Source organism: Marinobacterium aestuarii, from assembly GCF_001651805.1.
GTDB classification, from domain to species: Bacteria; Pseudomonadota; Gammaproteobacteria; order Pseudomonadales; family Balneatricaceae; genus Marinobacterium_A; species Marinobacterium_A aestuarii.
In genome coordinates this window covers 864,750-887,127 of the sequence record NZ_CP015839.1, presented here as the reverse complement: position 1 = coordinate 887,127, position 22,378 = coordinate 864,750, and the positions used below count along the sequence as shown (strand labels likewise).

At 58.5% G+C, this 22,378-nt stretch carries 18 protein-coding genes; 11 read left to right on the top strand and 7 right to left on the bottom strand.

Going from position 1 to position 22,378, the window contains the following annotated elements; translation table 11 throughout:
• The first annotated feature begins 77 nt into the window (after positions 1-77).
• Together A8C75_RS03885 and A8C75_RS03880 are read left to right on the top strand one after the other, a co-directional pair.
• On the top strand, positions 78-926 hold the full coding sequence (locus A8C75_RS03885) for a VOC family protein (RefSeq protein WP_157890215.1): 849 nt from the start codon (positions 78-80) through the stop codon (positions 924-926).
• 6 nt (positions 927-932) lie between these two features.
• Positions 933-1,787: a sugar phosphate isomerase/epimerase family protein gene (locus A8C75_RS03880; RefSeq protein ID WP_067378369.1), complete on the top strand. Its 855-nt coding sequence runs from the start codon at positions 933-935 to the stop codon at positions 1,785-1,787.
• Positions 1,788-1,810: 23 nt separating this feature from the next.
• Here the strand turns inward: A8C75_RS03880 and A8C75_RS03875 are convergent, their stop codons facing one another.
• Positions 1,811-2,731, bottom strand: coding sequence for a LysR substrate-binding domain-containing protein (locus tag A8C75_RS03875; RefSeq protein ID WP_067378366.1), 921 nt, complete (start codon positions 2,729-2,731; stop codon positions 1,811-1,813).
• A gap of 126 nt (positions 2,732-2,857) precedes the next feature.
• Between A8C75_RS03875 and A8C75_RS03870 the strand changes: the two genes are divergently transcribed.
• From A8C75_RS03870 to A8C75_RS03855, 4 genes are all read left to right on the top strand, one after another.
• Entirely contained in the window at positions 2,858-3,907 is a 1,050-nt protein-coding gene (locus A8C75_RS03870; protein ID WP_067378362.1) for a Gfo/Idh/MocA family protein, read from the top strand.
• Positions 3,908-4,137: 230 nt separating this feature from the next.
• Positions 4,138-5,142 carry a Bug family tripartite tricarboxylate transporter substrate binding protein gene (locus A8C75_RS03865; protein ID WP_067378359.1) on the top strand — a complete coding sequence of 335 codons (1,005 nt, stop codon included), beginning with the start codon at positions 4,138-4,140 and terminating at the stop codon, positions 5,140-5,142.
• A gap of 54 nt (positions 5,143-5,196) precedes the next feature.
• A complete protein-coding gene (locus A8C75_RS03860) occupies positions 5,197-5,667 on the top strand; it encodes a tripartite tricarboxylate transporter TctB family protein (protein ID WP_067378357.1) in 471 nt (156 codons plus the stop codon).
• Positions 5,668-5,687: 20 nt separating this feature from the next.
• Positions 5,688-7,202: a tripartite tricarboxylate transporter permease gene (locus A8C75_RS03855; protein WP_067378354.1), complete on the top strand. Its 1,515-nt coding sequence runs from the start codon at positions 5,688-5,690 to the stop codon at positions 7,200-7,202.
• A gap of 115 nt (positions 7,203-7,317) precedes the next feature.
• Here the strand turns inward: A8C75_RS03855 and A8C75_RS03850 are convergent, their stop codons facing one another.
• The 6 genes from A8C75_RS03850 to A8C75_RS03825 all read right to left on the bottom strand — a co-directional run bounded on the left by A8C75_RS03850 (position 7,318) and on the right by A8C75_RS03825 (position 15,618).
• Entirely contained in the window at positions 7,318-9,138 is a 1,821-nt protein-coding gene (locus A8C75_RS03850) for a sensor domain-containing diguanylate cyclase (protein WP_067378351.1), read from the bottom strand.
• Between the two features lie 330 nt (positions 9,139-9,468).
• On the bottom strand, positions 9,469-10,803 hold the full coding sequence (locus A8C75_RS03845) for an MmgE/PrpD family protein (protein ID WP_067378349.1): 1,335 nt from the start codon (positions 10,801-10,803) through the stop codon (positions 9,469-9,471).
• Between the two features lie 65 nt (positions 10,804-10,868).
• Positions 10,869-11,894: a glycine betaine/L-proline ABC transporter substrate-binding protein ProX gene (gene proX, locus A8C75_RS03840; protein WP_067378346.1), complete on the bottom strand. Its 1,026-nt coding sequence runs from the start codon at positions 11,892-11,894 to the stop codon at positions 10,869-10,871.
• A gap of 28 nt (positions 11,895-11,922) precedes the next feature.
• Positions 11,923-12,885, bottom strand: a complete 963-nt coding sequence (gene proW / locus A8C75_RS03835; RefSeq protein ID WP_067378343.1) for a glycine betaine/L-proline ABC transporter permease ProW — start codon at positions 12,883-12,885, stop codon at positions 11,923-11,925.
• 27 nt (positions 12,886-12,912) lie between these two features.
• Positions 12,913-14,094, bottom strand: a complete 1,182-nt coding sequence (gene proV / locus A8C75_RS03830; RefSeq protein WP_067378340.1) for a glycine betaine/L-proline ABC transporter ATP-binding protein ProV — start codon at positions 14,092-14,094, stop codon at positions 12,913-12,915.
• 312 nt (positions 14,095-14,406) lie between these two features.
• A complete protein-coding gene (locus A8C75_RS03825; RefSeq protein WP_067378337.1) occupies positions 14,407-15,618 on the bottom strand; it encodes an aromatic ring-hydroxylating oxygenase subunit alpha in 1,212 nt (403 codons plus the stop codon).
• 230 nt (positions 15,619-15,848) lie between these two features.
• Between A8C75_RS03825 and A8C75_RS03820 the strand changes: the two genes are divergently transcribed.
• The 5 genes from A8C75_RS03820 to A8C75_RS03800 all read left to right on the top strand — a co-directional run bounded on the left by A8C75_RS03820 (position 15,849) and on the right by A8C75_RS03800 (position 22,238).
• On the top strand, positions 15,849-16,832 hold the full coding sequence (locus tag A8C75_RS03820; RefSeq protein WP_067378334.1) for a LysR family transcriptional regulator: 984 nt from the start codon (positions 15,849-15,851) through the stop codon (positions 16,830-16,832).
• 416 nt (positions 16,833-17,248) lie between these two features.
• Positions 17,249-18,157 (top strand): dihydrodipicolinate synthase family protein, encoded by a 909-nt coding sequence (locus A8C75_RS03815; RefSeq protein WP_067378331.1) that lies wholly within the window; start codon positions 17,249-17,251, stop codon positions 18,155-18,157.
• Positions 18,157-19,650, top strand: a complete 1,494-nt coding sequence (locus A8C75_RS03810) for an aldehyde dehydrogenase (protein ID WP_067378328.1) — start codon at positions 18,157-18,159, stop codon at positions 19,648-19,650. Before A8C75_RS03815 ends, A8C75_RS03810 begins: the two co-directional genes overlap by 1 nt.
• 91 nt (positions 19,651-19,741) lie before the next feature.
• The gene (locus A8C75_RS03805; protein ID WP_067378325.1) at positions 19,742-21,088 is read left to right on the top strand and encodes an NAD(P)/FAD-dependent oxidoreductase; all 1,347 of its coding nucleotides are present in this window, start codon (positions 19,742-19,744) and stop codon (positions 21,086-21,088) included.
• A gap of 40 nt (positions 21,089-21,128) precedes the next feature.
• Positions 21,129-22,238, top strand: a complete 1,110-nt coding sequence (locus A8C75_RS03800; protein WP_067378323.1) for an FAD-binding oxidoreductase — start codon at positions 21,129-21,131, stop codon at positions 22,236-22,238.
• Positions 22,239-22,378 lie beyond the last annotated feature (140 nt).

Genomic DNA, 22,378 nt, shown 5'->3' with positions numbered 1-22,378 from the left:
GCCTATACTGCAGTGGCTGCGCCGCCGGACAGCGCCTGCGAGACCAGGTTGAATCACCCCAGGGAGACATCCAGCACATGTCGGACACCAGTACCAAGACCGTCACTGACACCTCTGCCGTGCGCATTGAGGGTCTGGAATTTGTTGAATTCGCCGCGCCCGATCCTGCACAGCTGGTGAGTTTTCTGGAGCAACTGGGATTTAGGGCCTGCGCCCGGCACCGCAGCAAGGATGTCACCCTGTACCGTCAGGGAGAGATCAATTTTATCGTCAACGCCACCCCTGGCAGCTTTGCCCAGTCTTACGCGCAGCAGCACGGTGCTTCCATTTGCGCCCTGGCGCTGCGGGTTAACGATGCCAACAGCGCCTACCAGACCCTGCTGGCACGGGGCGCCTGGGAGGCCAGCACGACAGCAGGCGTGATGGAACTCAACATCCCGGCGCTGGAGTGCATCGGCGGCAGCCAGATTTACCTGATCGACCGCTACGGTCAGGACCTCAGTATTTACGATATTGATTTCAAGGCCCTGCCAGACACTGAAGTCCCGGCAGAACAGCTGCAGCAGGTCAGCGGGCTGACGCTGTCAGTCTGTGCCGGGCGCAGCCCCGAATGGAGCGACTTCTTTTGTCAGCTATTCGGATTCAGCGCCACCGAACCTGACCTTGTCACCAGCCCCGATGGAGTACTGCAATTGCGGTTTCAGGAACTGGACGGCGAGCACAGAGATCTTGCCGACGAAGGCTTTGCCAGTATCGAGCTCAGCACTTCGGACCTGGCCGGTACAGAGGCCCACTTCAGCGCTAGCGGGCTACAGTTCAGGCCCGCAGGCCCTGCGAGTACCCAGACAGGCACACAGCCAAACGACTGTTATGCCGTGCAGCACCCGCTGTTCGATTCCAGCGTCAATTTCTTTATCGGCCGGTAAGTATCCATGACTCAAGGCGACAACAGCACAGTACCGCATTTTTCCATCAGCAGCCTGAGCCTGACCGGCACCCTGGACGCCAAACTCCAGGCCATAGCCGCGGCGGGCTTTGATGCCGTCGAACTGGGCGCACTGGATTTGTCGGGGGCCAAGGATGGCCTCAGCGGCTCGATAGAGCGCATCCGCAGCAGCGGCCTGCGCATCAGCGCGCTGCAGGAAGTGCGTGACTTTGGCGGGCACTCAGGCCGGATCATGGCCTACAAGATTGAGCTGGCCAAAACCTACCTGCAACTCATGGCTCGCCTGGGCTGTCGCCTGCTGATCGTCACCCCCGCCACCTCGTCCCACGCTTCGGTGGATATAGACCGCATGGCGGCGGACCTGCGCACCCTGGCGACACTGGCAACGCTGCGCGGTATCCGTATCGGCTTCAAGCCGCTGGCCTGGGCCCACGATGTGCACAACTATCCGCTGGCCTGGGACATTATCAAACGGGCGGGCAACACCAACCTCAGCCTGGTGATCGACAGCTTCCACCTGCTGGCCCAGGCTCAGGGTCCTGAGTCCCTGGCCGAGATTCCTGTTGAGCGTATCAGCCTGGTGCAGTTGTCGGATTTTGCCATGAGCGCCATTCCGGCTCTGGAAGACCAGATCGATATCGCCCGCCATGCCCGTCTTTACCCGGGGGAAGGCAGCCATGGCCAGAGCATCCGTGAACTGATTCGCTACTGCCAGGGTATCGGCTACCGGGGGGATTATGTGTTCGACGTTTTCAACGACAAGTACCTGGCCCAGGCACCGCAGGATGCGCTGCAACACGCCACCCAGTCACGCCAGTGGCTGCTCGACGGGCTGGACTGAACCTCGCTCGCAACCCCCTCAATTCACATGGTATCCAGCGCAAAGGGACCGACTCTCAGCTTTTCAACCAGATAATCGACACAGACTTTCATTCGCGCCGAATGGCTCAGGCGCGCCTGTGTAACGGCCCAGATATCAACCTTGTAACTGTATTGCGGCAACACCCTGACGAAGCTGCCATCGCGCAAACTGGCTGCGGCGTCCCACTCTGATAACAGAATGACGCCCTGGCCATCCAGCGCCCAGTTTTTCACCACATCGCTGTGATGAGAACGCAGCACATTGCCGGACACACGAACGGTTTCAAGGCCATTGGGCCCATTCAGCCGCCAGGAACCGAAGGGATAGTCCCCATCCCGAAACAGCATGCACTGATGCTGACTCAGGTCGGTCAGGACCTTGGGCGTACCCTGTCTTGCCAGATACTCCGGTGTGGCACATAAAATCCGGGCCGATTCCACCACCAGCTGCGACACCAGATGGGGCTCATCAACGCCGCCGGACCTTATGTCGATATCGATACCCTCTTCCAGCAAATCCACCCGGCGATCCACCAGCTCCAGCCATACATCGAGCCCAGGATGATCCCTTACCAGCTGCGACAGGATGGGCGCGACATGATTGCGCCCCAGCCGCAGGCTGGTGCTGATGCGCAGGCTCCCGGTCGGTGAGGTCTTGCTGTTCGCCACATCCCTGGCCATGGCCTGGGTAGCATCCAGAATTTTGCAGGCCCAGGCATGGGCAATCTGCCCCTCGGGGGTGATCTGAATGCTGCGCGTGGTGCGATTAAACAGCCTGGCGCCGAGCTTGGTTTCAAGGTCCGCAATGCGCTTGCTGACATAGGGCCCCGAATAACCCAGCTCCTTCGCCGCCTCGGTAAAACTGCCGCACTTGACCACCGCGCAGAACACCGACAGGTCGACCAGCTCCCAGTTATTCTTCATGTTTTGCTATCAATGATTAAACAATTCGCCCAATTATAAACCGATTACCTTGATGTAGCATGGTAACCAGATCAGCGAAAAAGCAATTCTTTGATATCAATAAAATAAAAATGGACACCGCAGAAGATGACTCCACTCAAGATTGCCGTTGTCGGTGCAGGCATCATTGGCAAAGCCCATATGGATCTACTGGTCGCGAGCGAAGATTGCATGCTCGCGGCGGTGGTAGATCCCTGTGCAGACGCCAGAACCATGGCCCAGAGCTATGGCACAACCTGGTTCGCATCACTTGATGAGCTGTTAAACCACGGCAGACCCGACGGCATCATTCTGGCCACGCCCAACCACCTTCATGTCGAGCAGGGACTTGCCTGCATCGCCGCCGCAGTGCCGGTACTGATCGAAAAGCCGGTCGCCCACACCCTGGAAGAAGGCGCCAAATTACTGAATGCGGCGCTATCGGCCAAGGCCAAGTGCCTGGTGGGTCATCACCGCTACCACAGCCCCATTATTGCCAAAGCCAAACAGATCATCGACGAGTATGTTCTCGGTGATCTGGTGGCCGTCAGCGGCAGCGCCATGTTTTTCAAGCCCGACGCCTATTTCGAGCAATCCCCCTGGCGCAGCCGCAAGGGCGCCGGCCCCATTCTGGTCAACATGGTGCATGAGATCGGCAACCTGCGTTATCTGTGCGGCGAGATCCTGGAGGTACAGGCCATGGCATCCAGTGCGCAGCGTAACTTCGAGGTTGAAGATACGGTGGCTCTGAGCCTGCGTTTTGCCAACGGCACCCTGGGCTCGTTCATCTTGTCCGATACCGCCGCCTGTGCCCGCAGCTGGGAGCAAAGCTCCCATGAGAACAAAAGCTACGCCCACTACCCGGATGAAGACTGCTACCTCATCGCCGGCACTCAGGGCTCCCTGGCAATCCCCACGCTGCGCATGAAGCGCTATCCAGGCCAGGCTGAACGTTCTTGGTGGAAGCCCTTTGAGTGCTCTACGCTCAATGTGGAACGCCTGGATCCGCTGGCCCAGCAACTGGTGCACTTTTGCGCCGTCATTCGCGACCAGGCGTCGCCTCTTGTCAGCATTGCGGATGGCTTGCAGAACCTGAGGGTAATCGAAGCCATCAGCCTGGCAACCCGTACCGGTGGCAGCGTTCAGATATCAAACTGAGCAGCTGACAGGGCCTCCAGCGCGAGGAAAACAGATTCGACAAATAAACATAGATAGGACTTAATTTAATTAACTGATACCAATAACATATATAGAATAAAGAATATAAACCATGCGTATTGTTATTTTACATAGGCATACCGGTAGAGATATAACATATATACGATTTTGCTCCACCCCCGAGCCACTGCCACGCGCACGCCGGGTTCAATAACAAAAAGGAAACCACAATGACTCACTCCATCAAGAAAGCCCTCGTCTGCAGCGCTCTGGCAGGCCTTTTGTCTACCGGCCTCCAGGCCGCCGATTTCCCCGAGAAAAACCTTCAGGGCGCCATCATGTGGGGCGCTGGCGGTGCGACCGATAACGTCGCCCGTGCCGTGACGCCGCTGGTTGAACCGCTGCTCGGCGGGGAGATCGTACTGGTGAACAAGTCCGGCGGCGCCGGTGCCATCTCTACCAACTACGTCAATTCACGCCCCAGCGATGGCTACACCCTGCTGTACGGTGCGGAAAACCCGCAGCTGCACAAGGTGCTGGGCCTGTCCAAGCTGGATTACGCCGACTTCTACCCGGTGAACATTCTGGCCCGTGGCGTGGTGGTCATTGTCGCCAACAACGACAAGCCCTGGACCTCGATGAAAGAACTGGTTGCCGATGCCCAGGCCAACCCTGGCACGGTCAAAATGGGTTCAACCGGCCCCGGCGGCCTGCCCTTTGTGGTCGGCGCCATGCTGAAAACCGCCACCGACTTTGATGTTCGTGCCGTCCCCTTTGACGGCGAAGGCCCCGGCATCACCGCCCTGCAGGGCGGCCATGTCGACTTCATGCCGGCCGGCCTTACCGCCGTACGCGAACATATCCGCGCCGGTCGTGTAAAAGCCCTGGCGGTACTGTCCGATACACCGGTAGCAGGTCTGGAAGAAATTCCGCTGATCACCGCTGACCTGCCGGAATTCAAAAAATTCCTGCCCTGGGGGCCCTTCTACGGCGTCTTTGCCAAGCGTGATATTCCAGAAGATGCCAAGGCCAAGCTGACCGATGCCTTCCAGCAGGCCGCTGCCACCGAGCAGTTCGGCAAGTTCATGCAGGATTTCGGCGCCGTGGTCACCAATATCAGCGGTGACGAAGCCGATGCTTTCCTCAAGCACTGGCAGTCCGTCACTGCCTGGTCGCTGGAAGCCGTAGGTGAAACCAAGGTGTCACCGGCCGAGTTTGGCATCGCCAAGCCCTGATCCCGCAAGCTCTTCCACAGGGCACCCCTGCCCTGTGGACAAGTGGTACTCCCTATGAAAATTGCACGCAAACTTCACCCCGGCGAAGCGGTGATCAGCTGGTTGTTGCTGGCGTTCAGCGCTTTCGTTTTGTATCAGGCCATCGCCATTTCAGGCTTCTCGGGCCTCAGTACCCCCGGCGCCTTTCCGGTGGTGTCCTCCGCCATCATGACCGGCGCCATGCTCTGTCTGGTGGTGCAGAACTGGCGCATCGCACGCCGGATACCGAAACAGGACAAGCCACCTGCCTGGCGCGTGATCAACGAGTTGATGCCGTTGCGCATCGTGCTGTTCACCGCACTCATCGTGGCTTACATGTTCCTGTTGCAGCCGCTGGGCTTTCTGATCAGCACCTTTTTGTTTTTGTGCTGCGGCTTTATCTACCTGCGCGGCAGCACACCGCTGCGCAGCATTCTTATCGCCGCCGTCGCTGTTGTCGTGATTTACGGCCTGTTCAACTACCTGTTCCGGGTTGTCTTGCCCTGAGCTGAGTAAGGAGTGTTCTGATGGCTGATTCCATGTTCGGTTACTTTATGATGTCCTGGATGGACCCCTCGCTGCTCGGGCTTACCGCCCTGGGCACCCTGGCGGGGATCTATGTCGGTGCCATTCCGGGTCTGTCGGTCACCATGGCCGTATCGATCCTGATTTCCTTTACCTTTTCCTGGGACGTGAACAACGCCCTGGCGCTGATGGTCGGCGTCTATATCGGCGGTGTTTATGGGGGTTCCCGTTCTGCCATTTTACTGAATATTCCAGGTGCGCCATCGGCCATCGCCACCGCCTTCGATGGCTTCCCGCTGGCCAAGCAGGGCCTCGCCGGCCAGGCCATCGGCGTCACCACTGTCGTCTCGGTTATCGGTGGTTTTATCGGCATTCTGGTACTGGCCATCGCCGCACCACTGGTGTCGGATGTGGCGCTGATGTTTGCCCCGCGCGACTATCTGCTATTGGCGCTGATGGGACTGCTGCTGGTGGCGAGCCTGTCGGGCGAGTCCATGGCCAAGGGCATCTTCTGTGCCGCCTTCGGTGCCTGTATCGGCATGGTGGGCATGGACCCGATGACCGCGGAAGGCCGCTTTACCTTCGATACAGTGATGCTGCTGGGCGGCATTCCCTATGTGGTCGCCATGATCGGCTTCTTCGGTGTCTCCGAGGCCCTGTTCCAGCTGCACCATATAGGCCTCAAACCCATCAAGCAGGATGTCTCCAAAATCATTCCATCCTGGTCGGTGGTGCTGAAATACCTGCCCCTGTCGATCCGGACATCCTTTATTGGCGTCTTTATCGGCGCTCTGCCCGGCACCGGCGGCGATATTGCCTCCCTGATGGCCTATGACCACGCCAAGCGCTCGGTAAAAAATCCGTCCAAACCCTTTGGCGAAGGCGCTTACGAAGGCCTGGTGGCGCCGGAATCGGCCAACAATGCCGCCGTCGGTGGTGCCTATATTCCGATGCTGACACTCGGCATGCCGGGTGATGCAGTGACCGCCGTCATTATCGGTGCACTCTATATCCACGGCCTGAAACCAGGCCCGATGATGATGATCGAAACCCCGCACCTGTTCTGGTTTACCGTAGGTAACCTGACCCTGGCCAACATCTTCCTGCTGATCTTTGGCCTCACCGGCATCAAGATTTTTGCCAAGATGGTGGAAATGCCCAAGGGGCTGCTGTTGCCACTGATTATTATTCTGTCGGTAGTGGGTGCCTATGCCATCAACAACAACATTGCCGATATCTTCTGGCTGCTGGGCTTTGGGGTCTTTGGCTACTTCCTGAAGATGGCCGGGTTCCAGGTGGGGCCTATTATTCTCGGCGTGATCCTGGGCCCCCTGATGGACGTGTCCTATAGACGGGCGATGATCTCGGTGGGGGACAGCACGCTGGGCCTCATGCACGAACTGGTGACCAGCCCGATCTCGCTGATCCTGACCCTGGTGGTCACCTGGCTGATCATCAGCCAGACAGCGCTGCCGCGTCTGATCAAGGCTCGCTTCTCCAGAGGAAAAGCCACTTAAGCAACACTGTCGAACAGGCCGTTTTTTTGGGGCTTTCCACCATCCCTGGCGGTCCCCTGAAATGTGCTCCTGCATTTTCAGGATTTCCACCATCCCTGGCGGTCATCCTGCAGGCCTAGCCGTTCTGCAGCTGTTCAAAGTGAGGTACGGCAGGCTCCGCCATATTCGCGGCACAGACACGGTTGCGCCCCCTGTTCTTGGCCTGGTAGAGCGCGGCGTCGGCGCGGGCCAACACGGCCTCCAACGTATCCACGCCGTCTGTCAGCTGCGAGACACCAAAGCTGGAGGTCACTGTCACCGCCGCACCACCTGCTCTGCCCGCCGCCCTTCCTTCCACCGCCACCTGGCAAGCCTGCACCGCAACCCGCAGCCGCTCAGCCATTAGCAAAGCGGACTCCTGTGGCGTCTGTACCAGGATCACGGCAAACTCCTCGCCCCCCATCCGCGCCTTGATATCCGAATCCCGCAGTACTCTGGTGAGCGTCAGGGCCACTTCCCGGATGACCTTGTCCCCCACCCCGTGACCGAAGCCGTCATTCACCGTCTTGAAGCTGTCGATATCCAGCATGATGACGCTAAGCGGATGCCGATGACGCAGGGCCCGCCCCACTTCTTCATTGCCACGCTCAAAAAATGCACGCCTGTTCAGCAAGCCTGTCAGGGAATCTTCCCGTGCCAGAATCTCGGCCTGGTGCCTTGAGGCTTCCAGTTCCCGCGTCCGCTCCAGTACCTTGGACTCCAGCTCGTTCCTGGACTTTAACGAGGCACTCAGCTCGCGCTTTTCGGCGCTGAGCTTTTCATTGCGCAGAATATTGATTCGGTCCGCCAGCGCAAAGGCCAGCAGCACTGTCTGCGAGATCATGCCGAAACGGGTCGCGCCAATGGAAAAAGGATCGGACGGCATAATGCCCGTGAAGCGCAGAATGGCGCCTATAACCGTGAGCGACCAGATGGTCCAGGCCAGCGTATAGCCGCGGGCGATCTGATGACCCTGATACCACAGCCAGGCACCGAGCACGGGAAACAGCCCCAGCAGCAGTCCGATCAGCAGCGTCAGCTTGACTGACACGCCACGATAGCCGGTGAATAACAGCAGCGCGCTGACTGCAGTCAGAGCAATCAACCCCAGCAGGATGCGATCAAAGCGCGGAGCCCTGACCCGGGTTTCCAGAAAGCTGCGGCTGAACTGCACCGCCAGCATATAGAACAGAATCACCGCCATATTGGGGATGGTGTCAGACAACTGCGGGCTGAAATGCCACAGATAACGGTATCCAAGCCCGCTCAGGGACAGATAGGTCAAGGTGGCCGCCGAAGCGTAAAGCAGATACCAGAAGAATGGCGCCTCGCGTACAGACAGTATCAGGAAAAGATTGTAGAGGATGACCAGCAGGGTGGCGCCAAGGAAAACGCCAAGCCACAGGGCCTTGGTGTGCTGCTGCTGCGCAAAGGCCACCGCCGTGGAGGCCTCCTGGTATACATTGATAATGCCGGCCGAGTCGTAGGCAAAACGGATATAGATTTCGCTGCTCGCGCCCGGTGCCGTCAGGTAGGAAAAGCTGAATGTCTCGCTCGCAGGGCGCTGCGCCTCAAAGGGGCGGTGGTCGCCGGCCAGCTGCGTGACGACAGTACCCTCTGGCCGAACCTCGTAGCTGTCGACGTAGTCAGTGGTGTTGTGGGGTACATTCAGAACCCAGGCGACGGCTTCGCGCCCAGGATTTTGAGCCTTCAGTCGCACCCACCAGGCGGATGAGGATACTCCAAAGGCCGTCCTGCCCGTGGGCAACGGGACAAACTGTTGTCGCAGGGAATCACTGCGAACCTCATCCACGGTGAGCGCACGGCCAGGATCTTCCAGCACTGACAGATAGGGCGCGAGCTGCACGACCTGCATCACCGGCTGCAGCACCAGCAGGGCACCAGACTCAGCGCCCAATCCCACCCCAGGAAAAACGCCCAATAGCAGCATGACCAGTGAGCAAAGCCATGCCCGGGCTGTCACTGCCGAAGCACGGCGTTGGCCGCACAGCATCACGTCAGATTCACGCTGCAATTTATGCCTAGCCGAATGTTTATACACCAATACATCAGCATCCATATCAACGCGTTGGGGTCGATTGTTCGCCAATATAGCATTGTTATATAACAAACCGACAAGCCGGATGGCTGCAGATAGCTCCAGCTAAAAGGTGGCAACCAGGCGCACCTTTACACCGCAAGCCCCCTGGCTACTAGTTGCTGAGCGGCAGGGCCTCTACCGGAAAACTCAGGCGTTCAGCACCTGCTCCAGCAACCCACTGCAATCCGGTGCCTGCTCCAGAGTGTCGACGGCCGCAATGATGGCGTCGATACGGGCCTGGTCGAAATTGACCAATGCCAGGCGCTGGAACTTGTCACGGAACTCCGCCCGGGTCATGGCGGTGGCGGGGTCGCCCTTGGCGGCGGTCACAGGACTCTGCAACACCTGGCCATCCTTCAGGCTGATGCTCACCCTGGAGAGGATCTCCCCGGGGAAGCGTGCCGACAGATCCTCGGCTTCAACGATGTCGATCCGCCTGCTCACAGCCAGAATGTCCTCGGCATGAATCGCATCCCCGGTGACCTCATTGGGGCCCACCTGGCCACGGCTGATCAATGCCGCCAGCGGGAACGCCAGACCGTACTGGGCTTCATCGGCATTGGCCGGGAAATGCCCCTGCAGGCGCATGGATTCGTGGAAGGTTTCAACCCGCACCTGCTCAATGTCGCTACCCTTGATATCCCCGTGCTCGGCCATCAGTGCCGTAACAGCGGTCAGTGCCGGCTGCGCCCAGCGACATACCGGCCAGGGCTTGAAGTACTGGGCATCAATCTCCCAGCGCTGTCCCAGACCCTGCCAGCAGTGTTTGACCCCATCGGCTTCAACCGTTGCCGCAGGCGCCCCGGTAATGCCTGCCTGGGCCATAAAGAGCGCGTTCAAACCGGCGTAGGCACCGGCGCCATGGGCGTCCCGCAGCATGGTCGGGAAGTCCACCAGGCGCATCATCGGGCAGCGCGGACCGAAATACTCGGCAATGCCCAATGCATGCAGGAAGGTGTCTTCATCCAGCCCCAGCAGGCGGGCACCGCCACACACCACACCCAGCCCCGAAAAGGCACCGGATGCATGGTATTCCGGCGCCGTATCCATCAGTGCGACACCTGCACGCAGGGCCGTTTCATAGCCAACGGTAAGGGCGGCCATAAACTCGGCACCGCTGATGTCGCGCCCCTGTGCACGACAGGCATCCACCAGCGCCAGCAACGCCGGCACTACAGTGGCACCGGCATGGCCCTTGGAGGTGAAGTGACCTTCATGGGCATCGAGGCTATCGATGCAAAAGCCCCCTACCCAGGCCGCCCCCAGCGGATGCACTGGCCTGCCATCAAACAGCAGACGGCTGCTGAGCCGGCCAGGCAGGTAGTGCTCGGTGGCATAGGCCCTGATGCTGGTGGTGGTGTGGTTGTGCCGCGCACCTGCCGCCACGCCGAGTATATCCAGCAGCGCGGTGCTCATCAGGTAGCGGGTATGGGCGGGAACCTCGGCAAAGCTCAAATCCTGAACAAATCGATACAAAGACATGGTGCTATCTCAGCCTGAAGACAAAAAAAGGGGCCCGAAGGCCCCCAAAAAGACCTGCCTGGTACTCAGTTGGACGCGGTGCGTGCCTGGGTCAGCCAACTATCGAACTGGTCACGGTGCGCGGCTATCCATTCCTGGGCGTGACGCTTGATATCTTCAACGGACTTTTCACCGTCCTGCATCTTCAGGTTCTGGGCGCTTTCGTCAGCGGTGGAAATCTGCACCTGGGACAGGAAGGACCTGGCCGCCGGATGCGCTTCAGCAAACTCGCGCCCCATCACGGCCATGACCTGGTCGACGGCAAAGCCGAGGTTCTTGCCTTCGTAGGAGGTGTTGATGTCGTTCTTGCCATCGGGCAGATCGGTGTAGGGCACTTCCAGCCAGACCACGTCTTCACCTTCCACCAGTACACCGGCGATCCACTGCGGCACCCAGGTAAAATACAGCACCGGCTTACCTTCCCTGTAACGGGCGATGGTATCGGCCATCAGGGCGAAGTAGGAGCCGCGGTTATGGGTCACGGTGTCTTCCAGGCCGTAGGCCTGCATGTGGTGGTCGATAATCAGCTCGCAGCCCCAGCCCGGGTTGCAGCCGGTGAGATCGGCCTTGCCGTCGTCGTTGGAATCGAACAGCTTGGCGATGTCAGGTTTTTTCAGGTCGGCAATCGACTTGATGTCGTACTGTTCAGCGGTTTTCTTGTCGATCAGGTATCCCTGCAGAACGCCCGGAATAATACTGCCGGTCTTGATCATGGTCTCGTCGCCACCGGCCTTCTGGTAGAAGGTATCGTGCAGCTTGTCCCACAGGTGCACGCTGAAGTCGGCATCGCCGTAGGACAGCGCCATCATCATGGTGGCGTATTCGGTCTCCTTGGGCTCTTTAACGTCATACCCCAGTTCCTTCAGGCCGGCGATGGCCACCTCACCGCGAAAACGCTCTTCGGCGATGCTCGGGAAAATCGGCGTTACAGACTCACCCTTGCCGGGCAGCTCGCTCGCCTGGGTTGCACCGCTGAGCAAAAGGGCGCCGAGGGAAACGGCCGCGGTGACACTGCGGGTGCGACTAATAAATGTATCGAGTTGGGTGCGCATGGGCGTACTCCTGGTTGTGTTTCTTGTTTTAAGGGTTGGTTCGTACTGTTGTGTTGCGGGTACCGCGAAGGCTGCGAAACAGGCGCACACAGATACCAACGGGACCGCTTTCGTACCAGCGCAGGGTATTGCTGACATCGGAGCGCTCACCGATAGCCTGGGTCAGGCGATCGAGGAAGATGGCCAGCAAGACCAGGCCCACACCACCGACGGTGGCAAGCCCCATGTCCAGACGGCCGATACCACGCAGCACCATCTGGCCAAGCCCGCCCACGGCGATCATGGAGGCGATTACCACCATGGACAGGGACAGCATCAGCGTCTGGTTCAGGCCCGCCATGATGGTGGGCATGGCCAGTGGCAGCTGTACCTTGAACAGCATCTGCCGTGGCGTACAGCCAAAGGCGCGGCCGGCTTCCACCTTGTCGTCCGGCACCTGGCGGATGCCCAGGTTGGTCAGGCGCACCAGCGGCGGCAGCGCAAAGATAATGGTCACCAGCACACCCGGCACATTGCCGATACCAAACAGCATGACCACCGGTACCAGGTAAACGAAGGCCGGCAGTGTCTGCATGGCATCCAGTGCGGGGCGCACGAAGCGCTCGGCCCGGTCACTGCGGGCACAGACAATGCCCAGGGGCACACCGAACAGGGCACAGAAAAAGACCGAAGTCAGTACCAGGGACAGGGTCGTCATGGACTCGGACCAGACCCCGATCAGACCCAGGAAAAACAGCGTGATGGCGCAGAACACACCCATGCGCTTGCCCGCCAGCTGCCAGCCCAGCAGGCTGCCCAGCACAATGCCGATCAGCGGCGGTGGTGACTGCAGGGTAAATTCGATGCCGTTGAGCACCTGGTCTATGGGCCAGCGAATGGCACGGAAAAAACCGCGGAAGTTCTGTACCAGATAGTTAAGTATGGATTCGACCCACTCTCCCAGCGGAAGGTGGAGATACTGAAACGGATCAAGCAAGCTGAATTCAGACATCTGACGTCCTCTTGAAAACTGGCGGTTTTATTGATGGCTCAGCGTCTGCAGCAGCAGGCTTTTCGAAATGGTGCCCAGGAAAGCCCCCTGGCCGTCCAGCACCGGCAGCGGGTAAGCCGTGTCGGCCACCAGCGTCATCACCTCGTGCAGCGGCGTATCACTGCGGATGCTCAGGGGTTGAGCCACTTTCAGCGCATCCAGCGCGGCCATGTCCGGCGCTTGCCCGGCGAAATCGCCACCGGTGACGATGCCCTGCAACTGTTCCTGGTCATCAAGCAGATAACGAAACTGAATATCGGCGGAGGCATCCAGCAGGCTGACGCTGCCGTTCAGTTTGATCAGGCTGCGCGGGTCTTTGTGCGCAATATCGCCGGCCTTGAGGATCTTGGAGATATCCACACCCTTGAAAAAGGTTTCGACGTAGTCATCGGCAGGGTTGCGCAGAATCTCCTGCGGGGTGCCGATCTGGACGATACGCCCGCCTTCCATGATGGCGATGCGATCGCCAATACGAATGGCTTCATCCAGATCGTGGGAGATAAAGATGATGGTGCGTTCCTGTTCCTTTTGCAGCCGGATCAGCTCGCCCTGCATCTCGTAGCGGATCAAGGGATCCAGCGCCGAGAAGGCTTCGTCCATCAGCAAAATGGTGGGATCATTAGTCAGCGCCCGGGCCAGGCCCACGCGTTGCTGCATGCCGCCAGACAACTGATGCGGGAAGCTGGCACCGTGTTCACCCAGGCCCACCTGGGACAGCGCATCCTGGGCACGGCGATGGCGCTCGACTTCAGGTACACCGGAGATCTCCAGACCGAAAGCGGCGTTTTCCAGCACACTCATATGGGGCATGAGCGCGAAGGACTGAAACACCATGCTCATGTCCTTGCGCCTTACATCCAGCAGATCCTTGTCCGCCAGGCGGGTAATATCTCGGCCGTTCAGCGTGATACTGCCGGCGGTAGGTTCGATCAGACGGTTGAGCAGTCGCACCAGGGTGGACTTGCCGGAGCCCGACAACCCCATGATGACAAAAATTTCGCCTTTGCGAACCGAGAAGCTGGCATCGAAAACACCAATAACCTGACCGGTCTTTTCGAATATCTCGTTTTTGTCCGCGCCTTTTTCCAGCATTTGCATGGCAGTATCGGGTTCATTCCCAAATACCTTGTAAACATTCTTAATGCTGAGAATTTCATCTGTCTTAGTCATGTATCCCTCGTTTCACTTTTTATTCCGCAGGGTTCATGGCAAAAAAATACAACCAACAAAACTTTTACCGAGCCTTGTTACTTGCAATAAACCAGTACGTTTTTGTTATTTGCTACACAATAATTTATGGCGTTATGGGCCTAGCGTCCAACGACATTTGTGGCGTTTAAATCATAACCTTGCGTTATGGTGATATTTTCCGACGAGCCTTGGTGGAAACCCGCCAACAGGGAAAAGGCTGTGAAAACCGCAAAGGTACTTCACTGCCCTGCGCCCAGCTGGCAAGCCGGCGCAGGGGCTCCAAAGACAGGATTAGTCGGCCAGTTTTTTCTGCATGGTGGCGCAGTACCAGTCAACGAACTGGCAAACACCGTTCTCTGCCAGGTCCGAGAAGGGGCCCGGAATATAGGATGGCGAACTGACACCCCTGAAGGTTTCCTCCACCAGCTGGCGATCCTGGTCATTGGTGGCCAGCCAGACCTTGGTGAGGTTATCCAGGTCGTAATCCTTGCCCTCTTCGGCGCTGGCCGGCACCAGCCACTTGGTGGTTACCAGGGTTTCACCCGCGCCCAGGGGCAGGATACGGAAGCTCAGGGCATGATCGCCCAGAAAGTGATTCCAGGTAGAGGGATAGCGGAAATACAACAAGGCACCAATGTTTTCCTCATCGGTGTTATCCAGGCGCCCATTGACCGCAGGCTTGCCGTTCATGGTGTAGCTGACGGCATCCTTGAACAGCGGAATGCGCGTCATGCGATGGTAGCCGTTCGGGTCCATCACCAGCCGACTCGGCAGACCGGCGGCCTCGCAGCGATCCCAGTAGGCCACCAGCTCTGCGCTTTCGGCACCGCCGACACCGGCCACGGCCAGGTTTTCCATAAAGGAGTTCAGCAGCTCCGGGTGCGCACCATCACAGTGATAGCACTCGCGATTGTTCTCGAATACCAGCTTCCAGTTGCCCTTTTCTACCAGGTTGGACTCGAAAGCCACCTTGCAGTTATCCAGGTTGTGGGGCTCGATAAAGGGCGCGACTTCTGCGCGGAATGCTTCAAAATCCGGCGCCTCTGGGGCAACACAGACATAGATATAGCTGTTCACCACCTCACAATGCACCGGTTCCAGGCCATGATCATCGGTCTTGAAGTTCTCGCCCATATTGGCGGCAAACAGCAGCTTGCCATCCAGGTCGTAGGTCCAGCGGTGGTAAGGACACACCAGCTTGGCCACCTTGCCCTGGGCCTGGGAGCAGATACGGGAACCGCGGTGACGACAGGCATTGTGGAAGGCACGCACATCACCCTTGGCATCGCGCACCACCAGTACCGGATACTTGCCGATCTGCAGTGTCAGGTATTCGCCGGCTTTGGGAATCTCGAAGCTGTGACCGGCAAAGATCCACTCCTTGTGCCAGATCTGCTCCAGATCCTGCTCATACACGTCGGCATCCGAATAGAGCTCGCTACTCAGGGCATGGCGTGGCTTGCGCTGATTGATCAGGGCCAGTGTCTTCGCTTTTGTTGTCATTTCCTCACTCCAGTCACAGCGGGGCTCGCGGTTATTGTTACGCCGGCGTGGCGTTCTGACCTACAGGGTCTGAATCTGTTACTCGTCTGTCCCCGCGTGCTGCTTTATGGCAAGCTGCTTTGGGAACGCGCCGTGGCGCCAGCCGGCGTTTTTATCATGGCAACCAGTCTAGAAGCGCCCCTCTATCGGGCAAAGCGACTTTTTATCAAGGTTATTAAATACGTATCGTTATGGTTAAACACGCAGAACCGGACAAGGTATTGGTCAAGATGCCCTCACTCAGAGCAGTGAGGTCATTTGTGGCGGCCGCCAAATATCAGAATTTCACCCGCGCGGCCGAAGCCCTGTGTGTTACCCAGGCGGCCATCAGCCGGCAGATTCGCGAACTCGAGGCCAGCCTTGGGATCGAACTGTTCAAGCGCTCCGGGCGTGCGGTGGAGCTGACCGAAGCCGGCGCCATCTTCTACGATGCGGCCTACCTGTCCTTCGTCAATATCGCCCAGGCCGCCGAACGCGTGCAGGGGCTTGGCAGCAGCAAGAAGATGCTGACCATCTGCTGCACGCCGGCCTTTTCCGCGCTCTGGCTGTCCCGTCGCCTGCCGGCATTCTTCACCGCCAACCCGGATATCGACCTCAACGTCGTGACCACGGAAAACTTCCTGCAAATGGAGCCCGGTGTCGCACCGGACGTATTCATCAACAAGGTCGCCGACCCTCGCGAGGGCTACCACTCAATCCCGCTGTTCCATGACCTGATCTATCCGATCTGCACCCCCGAGTACCTGCGCCAGCACCCGGAAGTGGCGAGCCTTGAGGGGCTGCGCGATAGCGTGTTGCTGAACCTGAGCCCCTATGGCCGCTCCCAGGTGGCGGAACACCTGGACTGGAACGTCTGGTTCTCGTTTTTCGAGATAGGCGCCAACGCCCGCATTGATGACAGCTACCACCTGTTCAATGCCAATGACTACAACATGCTGATTCAGATGGTGCTGAACAACCAGGGCGTTACCCTGGGCTGGCACCACCTGGTAGCCCCTCTGCTGGCCGACGGCCGCCTGGTGGCACCGGTTACACCGGTGGTGGAGCTGAAGGAAAAACTGCATTACCTGACCTACGCCGACAACAAGACCCACAATGAAGCCTTCTGCCTGTTCCGTAACTGGATGCTGGCGTGCATAGAAAAAGAGCACACGGCGGTATCTGCGACCGAGTAGCCGCCCGCCGGCAAAACCCTGTCGCCACTGCGGCACCCGATTGCCTTCGCCTTTCCATGGGCTGTTTTCTGGGGCCCTGAGTGCAGGCTCTGCCGGGCAAAGAACGCACCCCCCCTGTAAAACAGTCCTCGAGCCACCCCGCGGTGGCTCCGTTTTTACTTAGCGCATCAAGGCTTCCTGCACACCACTCGCCAAGGCTCCCGGGTAGCCATTGGCGGCACAGCAGCACCGGGGCGTAAGCGGGGTTTGCTACCCTCTGGAGGCTGATAACCTATCGTTATGCTATTTGCGATAAAAAGGTTGATTGTGGCTTTTCCACTCCCCTCTTAGAATTTTCCCATCCGCGGTTTATCAGGTTTATACCTTTTAACTTCGCGCCAATTCGGACACGACAATCATAACGAAGGTTAAATAATATGCACTTCGAAGGAATTTACACGCCGGTAATTACGCCTTTCAAGGCAGACTATTCCATCGATTACGATGCCTATGCAGCCCATGTACAGTATCTGCTTGAGTCCGGCGTTCAGGGTCTTATGATTGGCGGCACCACGGGCGAGTATTATGTAGAGAGCCACGAAGAGCGTGTTGAATTACTGAAAATTGCACGTCAGATCTGCGGCAATAACTTACAGATCATCTTCGGAACCGGATCAATCGACCCTGCAGCCTCGGTGAAGCTGGCAGAAGCGGCTGTCAAACATGAGGCCGATGTTATTCTGGTTGCAACGCCGCCCTATTCGCTGCCGACGCAGCAGGAATTGGCACAGCACGCACTGACAATTGACCGCGCAGCCAACCTGCCCATCATGCTTTATAACTATCCAGACCGGATGGGCATAAACATGGACGCCGAGTTCTTTGACCTGATTTCCGAATCATCCAATTTCTGCGGCATTAAAGAGAGCTCTGGCGACATCAACCGCCTGCATATGCTGATGAATGATTACCCGAACATCCAGGTTGCCTGCGGCATGGATGACCAGGCACTGGAATTTTTTGCCTGGGGTGCCAAAAGCTGGGTTTGCGCCGGTTCCAACTTCCTGCCCAAAGAACACGGTGCACTCTATACCGCCTGCGTGCTGGAAAACGACTTTGCCAAAGGCCGTCGCATCATGGCAGCAATGATGCCGTTGATGAGCGTGCTGGAACAGGGCGGAAAATTCATTCAAAGCGTCAAACATGGCGTAACCCTGGACGGCCGCTTTGCCGGCGACGTCCGCAAACCGCTACTGGGCCTGAGCGATCAGGAGAAAACCGCCATGGCTCAGGTGGTTGAACAGTTGAAACAGAATATCGCTGACATTGTTTCGGAGGCCAAGTAATGACTGCCCTGCTGACTGTTGAAGAATATAAAGCAATTGCTGCCCAGCTGACGCCTCCCTCCATGAGCTTCGTTAATGGCGGCTTCCGGCCCTCCAGCAACGGGGAAACCATCTCCGTAACGAACCCGGCCACCGGCGAGCTGATTACCCAAATTGCGGCCTGTACGGTTGCCGATGTCGATTTTGCCGTTGCCAAGGCACGCGCGGCATTTGACAGCGGCGTCTGGAGCAAGCGTCACCCAACGGAGCGCAAGAACGTATTGCTTCAGTTCAGCAAACTGATTGAGGAGAACGCCAATGAGCTGGCTGTGCTGGAAAGCATCGATTCCGGCAAGCCCATTCTTGACTGCGTCACCATCGATATTCCGGAAGTGGCACACACCATCAGCTGGCACGCCGAGCTGATGGATAAAATATACGACCAGACAGCACCGGTCGGTAACGACGCCGTCGCCATGGTGGTACGTGAACCCGTTGGTGTTGTTGGCGCCGTACTGCCCTGGAACTTCCCGATCCTGATGCTGGCGTGGAAAATCGCGCCCGCACTGGCAGCGGGCTGCTGCATGATCGTAAAGCCTGCCGCCCAGACGTCACTGACGGCGTTGCGTGTTGCCGAGCTGGCAACCCAGGCCGGCCTGCCCGATGGCGTGCTGAATATAGTGACCGGCAGCGGCAGTGTCGTGGGTGAGGCGATTGGCAGCCACATGGACATCGACATGGTGACCTTTACCGGCTCAACCCAGACCGGCCGTCGTTTTCTGCGCTACTCGGCCGACTCCAACATCAAGGAAGTGGTGCTGGAACTCGGTGGCAAGAACCCCTGCATCGTGCTGGATGATGCCGAAGACCTGGATAAAGTTGCCGCCCAGGTTGTCGCCGCCGCCTTCTGGAACATGGGTGAAAACTGCTCGGCGGGTTCCCGCCTGATTGTTCAGGCAGGCATCAAGGACAAGCTGATGGAGCGGGTGCTGCACCACGCCAAAGACTGGAACACCGGCGATCCTCTGGACCCGTCAAACCAGCTCGGCGCCCTGGTCGACAGGGTACATTTTGGCAAGGTCTGCGAGTACCTGGATATCGCCAAACAGGAGGGGCACACCCTTGTCCTGGGTGGTGACACCCTGAATGGCTGCTATGTCATGCCGACTATCTTTGACGGCGTGAAAAACAGCGATCGCCTGGCGAAAGAAGAGATTTTCGGACCGGTGCTGTCTGTTATTACCGTCAGCAGCTACGAAGAAGCCATTGCCGTCGCCAACGATACCGAATACGGCCTGGCGGCCTCGGTATTCACCGCCAACGGCAAGACATCCATGCGTGCGGCTCAGGCGCTGCGTGCCGGCACAGTCACCGTGAACTGCTTTGGTGAAGGCGATGTATCGACCCCCTTCGGTGGTTACAAGCAGTCGGGCTTCGGGGGTCGCGACAAGTCCATTCATGCACATGACCAGTTCACCCAGCTGAAAACGATCTGGATTGACCTATCTGACTGATGGTTAAAGGTTCTAACCGGGCGGGCAATAGCGCCAAGGCCATGGCACATGGCGTTAGCAGTTACCCGGCCCCGGTTCAGAAGGACAGACTATGACCAAGACTATAAAAGTAAAGCGCTTGCCCGTGGATCCAGGCCCCGCAGCCTGGAACAGCATCTTGACGCCTGCATCGGAGTATCCACGCCTGAGCGGGGATATAACGGCTGACTGGGTCATCGTGGGTGGTGGTTTCACCGGTATCGCCGCAGCCCGCAGGCTGTCGCAACTGGTAGGGAGCGAATCGATCGTGCTGCTGGAAGCAAAACGCCTGGCCGACGGTCCCGCCGGGCGCAACAGCGGCTTTATGATCGACCTGCCCCATGACCTGAGCTCGGAGACCTATGCCGGTGCCCACGACAACGACCTGCGGCAGATTAAGCTAAACCGCGAAGCTATCCGCTTTGCCGGCGAAATGGCCGCTGAGTATGGCATGCCAAAAGCCGTCTTCAACCCATGCGGCAAAGTCACCGCAGCGGGATCATCCCGCGGCGAACAGCATATTGCCAGCTACCAAAAGCATTTGACGTCCCTGGGTGAAAGCTTTCACTTGATGAATCATGCTGAAATGAAAGAGTGGGCAGGTACTGACTTTTACCGCAGCGGATTGTTTACCCCCGGTGTGGTCATGATACAACCGGCGGCCTTTATTCGTCAGGCGGCAGCAGGCCTAAGCAGCAAGGTCAGCATTTATGAAAACAGTCCTGTCACCAGTATGCAGGTCGGCGCTGTACACAAGCTGGTCACCCCCGACGGCGTGGTAAAAGCCAAGGGGGTTATTCTGGCGGTCAATGGTCATATCCAGTCGTTCGGTTTCTTCCCGAAAAGGCTGCTGCATGTATTTACCTATGCATCCATGACCCGGGCGCTGACGCCCAGGGAAGTGACGCGTTTGGGTGGTGTCAGTGACTGGGGAATCCTGCCCGCCGATCCGATGGGCACAACCGTACGTCGCAGCTCTGGCTTTATGGGCAGCGGGGACCGGATCGTGATTCGTAATCACGCGACGCTGAACCAGTCTCTCGAAACCTCCGCCAAGGATATGAAAAAAGCAGCCAAATTGCAGGATCGCTCTTTTGAGAAGCGCTTTCCAATGCTCAAAGGGGTTGAGATGGAACATCGCTGGGGAGGACGACTGTGTCTTTCCTGGAATTCGATGCCCGCCTTTGGCGAAGTTGAACCCAGGGTCTGGGCAGCCGCCTGTCAGAATGGTCTGGGGACGGTGAAAGGCACCCTGTCCGGCATGATGGCCGCTGAGCAGGCCGTGCTCGGCAGCTCGCCACTGCTGACCCAATTTCTGGATCACCAGCAACCCAGGAAGCTTCCACCCGAACCTTTTCTGTCCATGGGCGCCAACATGACCATGCGCTGGAAAGAGTGGCAGGCCGGCATTGAAATGTAACTCTCCCGGCGCGAGCCGGGACGCTGAACAGGTAAAATCGATGACCCACTTCAATACGAGCGAGTTTCTGGACCCGGTCCGCACCCAGACCTGGAGCAACGGCCGCCACCTGGTGCGCTGCGTACGGGTCATCCGTGAAACCGCGGACGTTTGCACCTTTACCTTCAGCCTGGGCCAGCCGGTGCTGTTTTTCTTCAAGCCCGGGCAGTTCGTCACCCTGGAGCTGGAGATTGCCGGCCAGCGCGTGATGCGCTCCTACACCATTTCCAGCTCGCCCTCGATTCCCTACAGTTTCTCGATCACCGTGAAGCGCGTCCCCGGCGGAGAGGTCTCCAACTGGCTGCACGACAACCTGCAATCCGGCGACCAGATTGCCGTACATGGTCCGGTAGGCCAGTTCAACTGCCTGGACTACCCGGCCGAGAAAGTCCTGCTGCTGTCCGGCGGTGTGGGCATTACCCCGGTCATGTCCATGGCGCGCTGGTGGTTTGATACCGACACCGATGTCGATATTGCTTTCGTGCACAGCGCCCGCACCCCGGGGGACGTGATCTACCGGCACGAGCTGGACTACATGTCCTCGCGCATCGGCAATTTCCAGCTGCACCTGGTGTGCGAACACCACGACGTCGGCCAGGTCTGGGGCGGCTACCGCGGCCGGGTCGACATCAACATGCTGAAGCTCATTGCCCCGGATTTCCTTGAACGCGAAGTATTCTGCTGCGGCCCCGAGCCCTACATGAAGGCCATTCGCACCCTGCTGGAGCAGGCCGGTTTTGACATGCGCCAGTACCACGAGGAGTCCTTCGACGCCACGCCTGCGCGGGATGTGCGCCAGGCCGAGGTGCATGCCGACGAAGCCCAGCAGGCGGAACTCGTCGAGCTGGAGATGGTCCGCGTCAACTTTGCCGACTCCGGCCAGAGCGTCGAGGTCGCCCTTGGCTGCAACCTCAACGAGGCCGCCGCCGAAGCCGGCATCAATATTCCCAAGGCCTGCGGCATCGGTATCTGCGGTGCCTGCCGGGTGCGCATCATCGATGGTCGTTCCAGCATGGCGCACAACGGCGGCATCAGCGCAGAAGAAATCGAACAGGGCTATGTGCTGTCCTGCTGCACCCAGGTCGATGGCGACCTGCAGGTCGAGTTCTGATAACCGGGTGCTTGCTGCAGGCTCCGACTTTCCTCAAAAAAGGGTTCTTCCAGTTTTAGCGAGCAAGTGGTGCTGGGCAGGTAAACGAATGCACCGCCTCCGTGTAGAGATGTCTAGTCAACCAAGCATCACAATGGTCG

What these genes read in the sequence shown, in the direction of transcription:
- proV (WP_067378340.1), bottom strand. Translation starts at nt 14,094, where the DNA reads ATGACTAAGACAGATGAAATTCTCAGCATTAAGAATGTTTACAAGGTA.
- A8C75_RS03885 (WP_157890215.1), top strand. Translation starts at nt 78, where the DNA reads ATGTCGGACACCAGTACCAAGACCGTCACTGACACCTCTGCCGTGCGC.
- proW (WP_067378343.1), bottom strand. Translation starts at nt 12,885, where the DNA reads ATGTCTGAATTCAGCTTGCTTGATCCGTTTCAGTATCTCCACCTTCCG.
- A8C75_RS03800 (WP_067378323.1), top strand. Translation starts at nt 21,129, where the DNA reads ATGACCCACTTCAATACGAGCGAGTTTCTGGACCCGGTCCGCACCCAG.
- A8C75_RS03815 (WP_067378331.1), top strand. Translation starts at nt 17,249, where the DNA reads ATGCACTTCGAAGGAATTTACACGCCGGTAATTACGCCTTTCAAGGCA.
- A8C75_RS03860 (WP_067378357.1), top strand. Translation starts at nt 5,197, where the DNA reads ATGAAAATTGCACGCAAACTTCACCCCGGCGAAGCGGTGATCAGCTGG.
- A8C75_RS03805 (WP_067378325.1), top strand. Translation starts at nt 19,742, where the DNA reads ATGACCAAGACTATAAAAGTAAAGCGCTTGCCCGTGGATCCAGGCCCC.
- A8C75_RS03810 (WP_067378328.1), top strand. Translation starts at nt 18,157, where the DNA reads ATGACTGCCCTGCTGACTGTTGAAGAATATAAAGCAATTGCTGCCCAG.
- A8C75_RS03875 (WP_067378366.1), bottom strand. Translation starts at nt 2,731, where the DNA reads ATGAAGAATAACTGGGAGCTGGTCGACCTGTCGGTGTTCTGCGCGGTG.
- A8C75_RS03880 (WP_067378369.1), top strand. Translation starts at nt 933, where the DNA reads ATGACTCAAGGCGACAACAGCACAGTACCGCATTTTTCCATCAGCAGC.
- A8C75_RS03845 (WP_067378349.1), bottom strand. Translation starts at nt 10,803, where the DNA reads ATGTCTTTGTATCGATTTGTTCAGGATTTGAGCTTTGCCGAGGTTCCC.
- A8C75_RS03855 (WP_067378354.1), top strand. Translation starts at nt 5,688, where the DNA reads ATGGCTGATTCCATGTTCGGTTACTTTATGATGTCCTGGATGGACCCC.
- A8C75_RS03865 (WP_067378359.1), top strand. Translation starts at nt 4,138, where the DNA reads ATGACTCACTCCATCAAGAAAGCCCTCGTCTGCAGCGCTCTGGCAGGC.
- A8C75_RS03825 (WP_067378337.1), bottom strand. Translation starts at nt 15,618, where the DNA reads ATGACAACAAAAGCGAAGACACTGGCCCTGATCAATCAGCGCAAGCCA.
- proX (WP_067378346.1), bottom strand. Translation starts at nt 11,894, where the DNA reads ATGCGCACCCAACTCGATACATTTATTAGTCGCACCCGCAGTGTCACC.
- A8C75_RS03870 (WP_067378362.1), top strand. Translation starts at nt 2,858, where the DNA reads ATGACTCCACTCAAGATTGCCGTTGTCGGTGCAGGCATCATTGGCAAA.
- A8C75_RS03820 (WP_067378334.1), top strand. Translation starts at nt 15,849, where the DNA reads ATGGTTAAACACGCAGAACCGGACAAGGTATTGGTCAAGATGCCCTCA.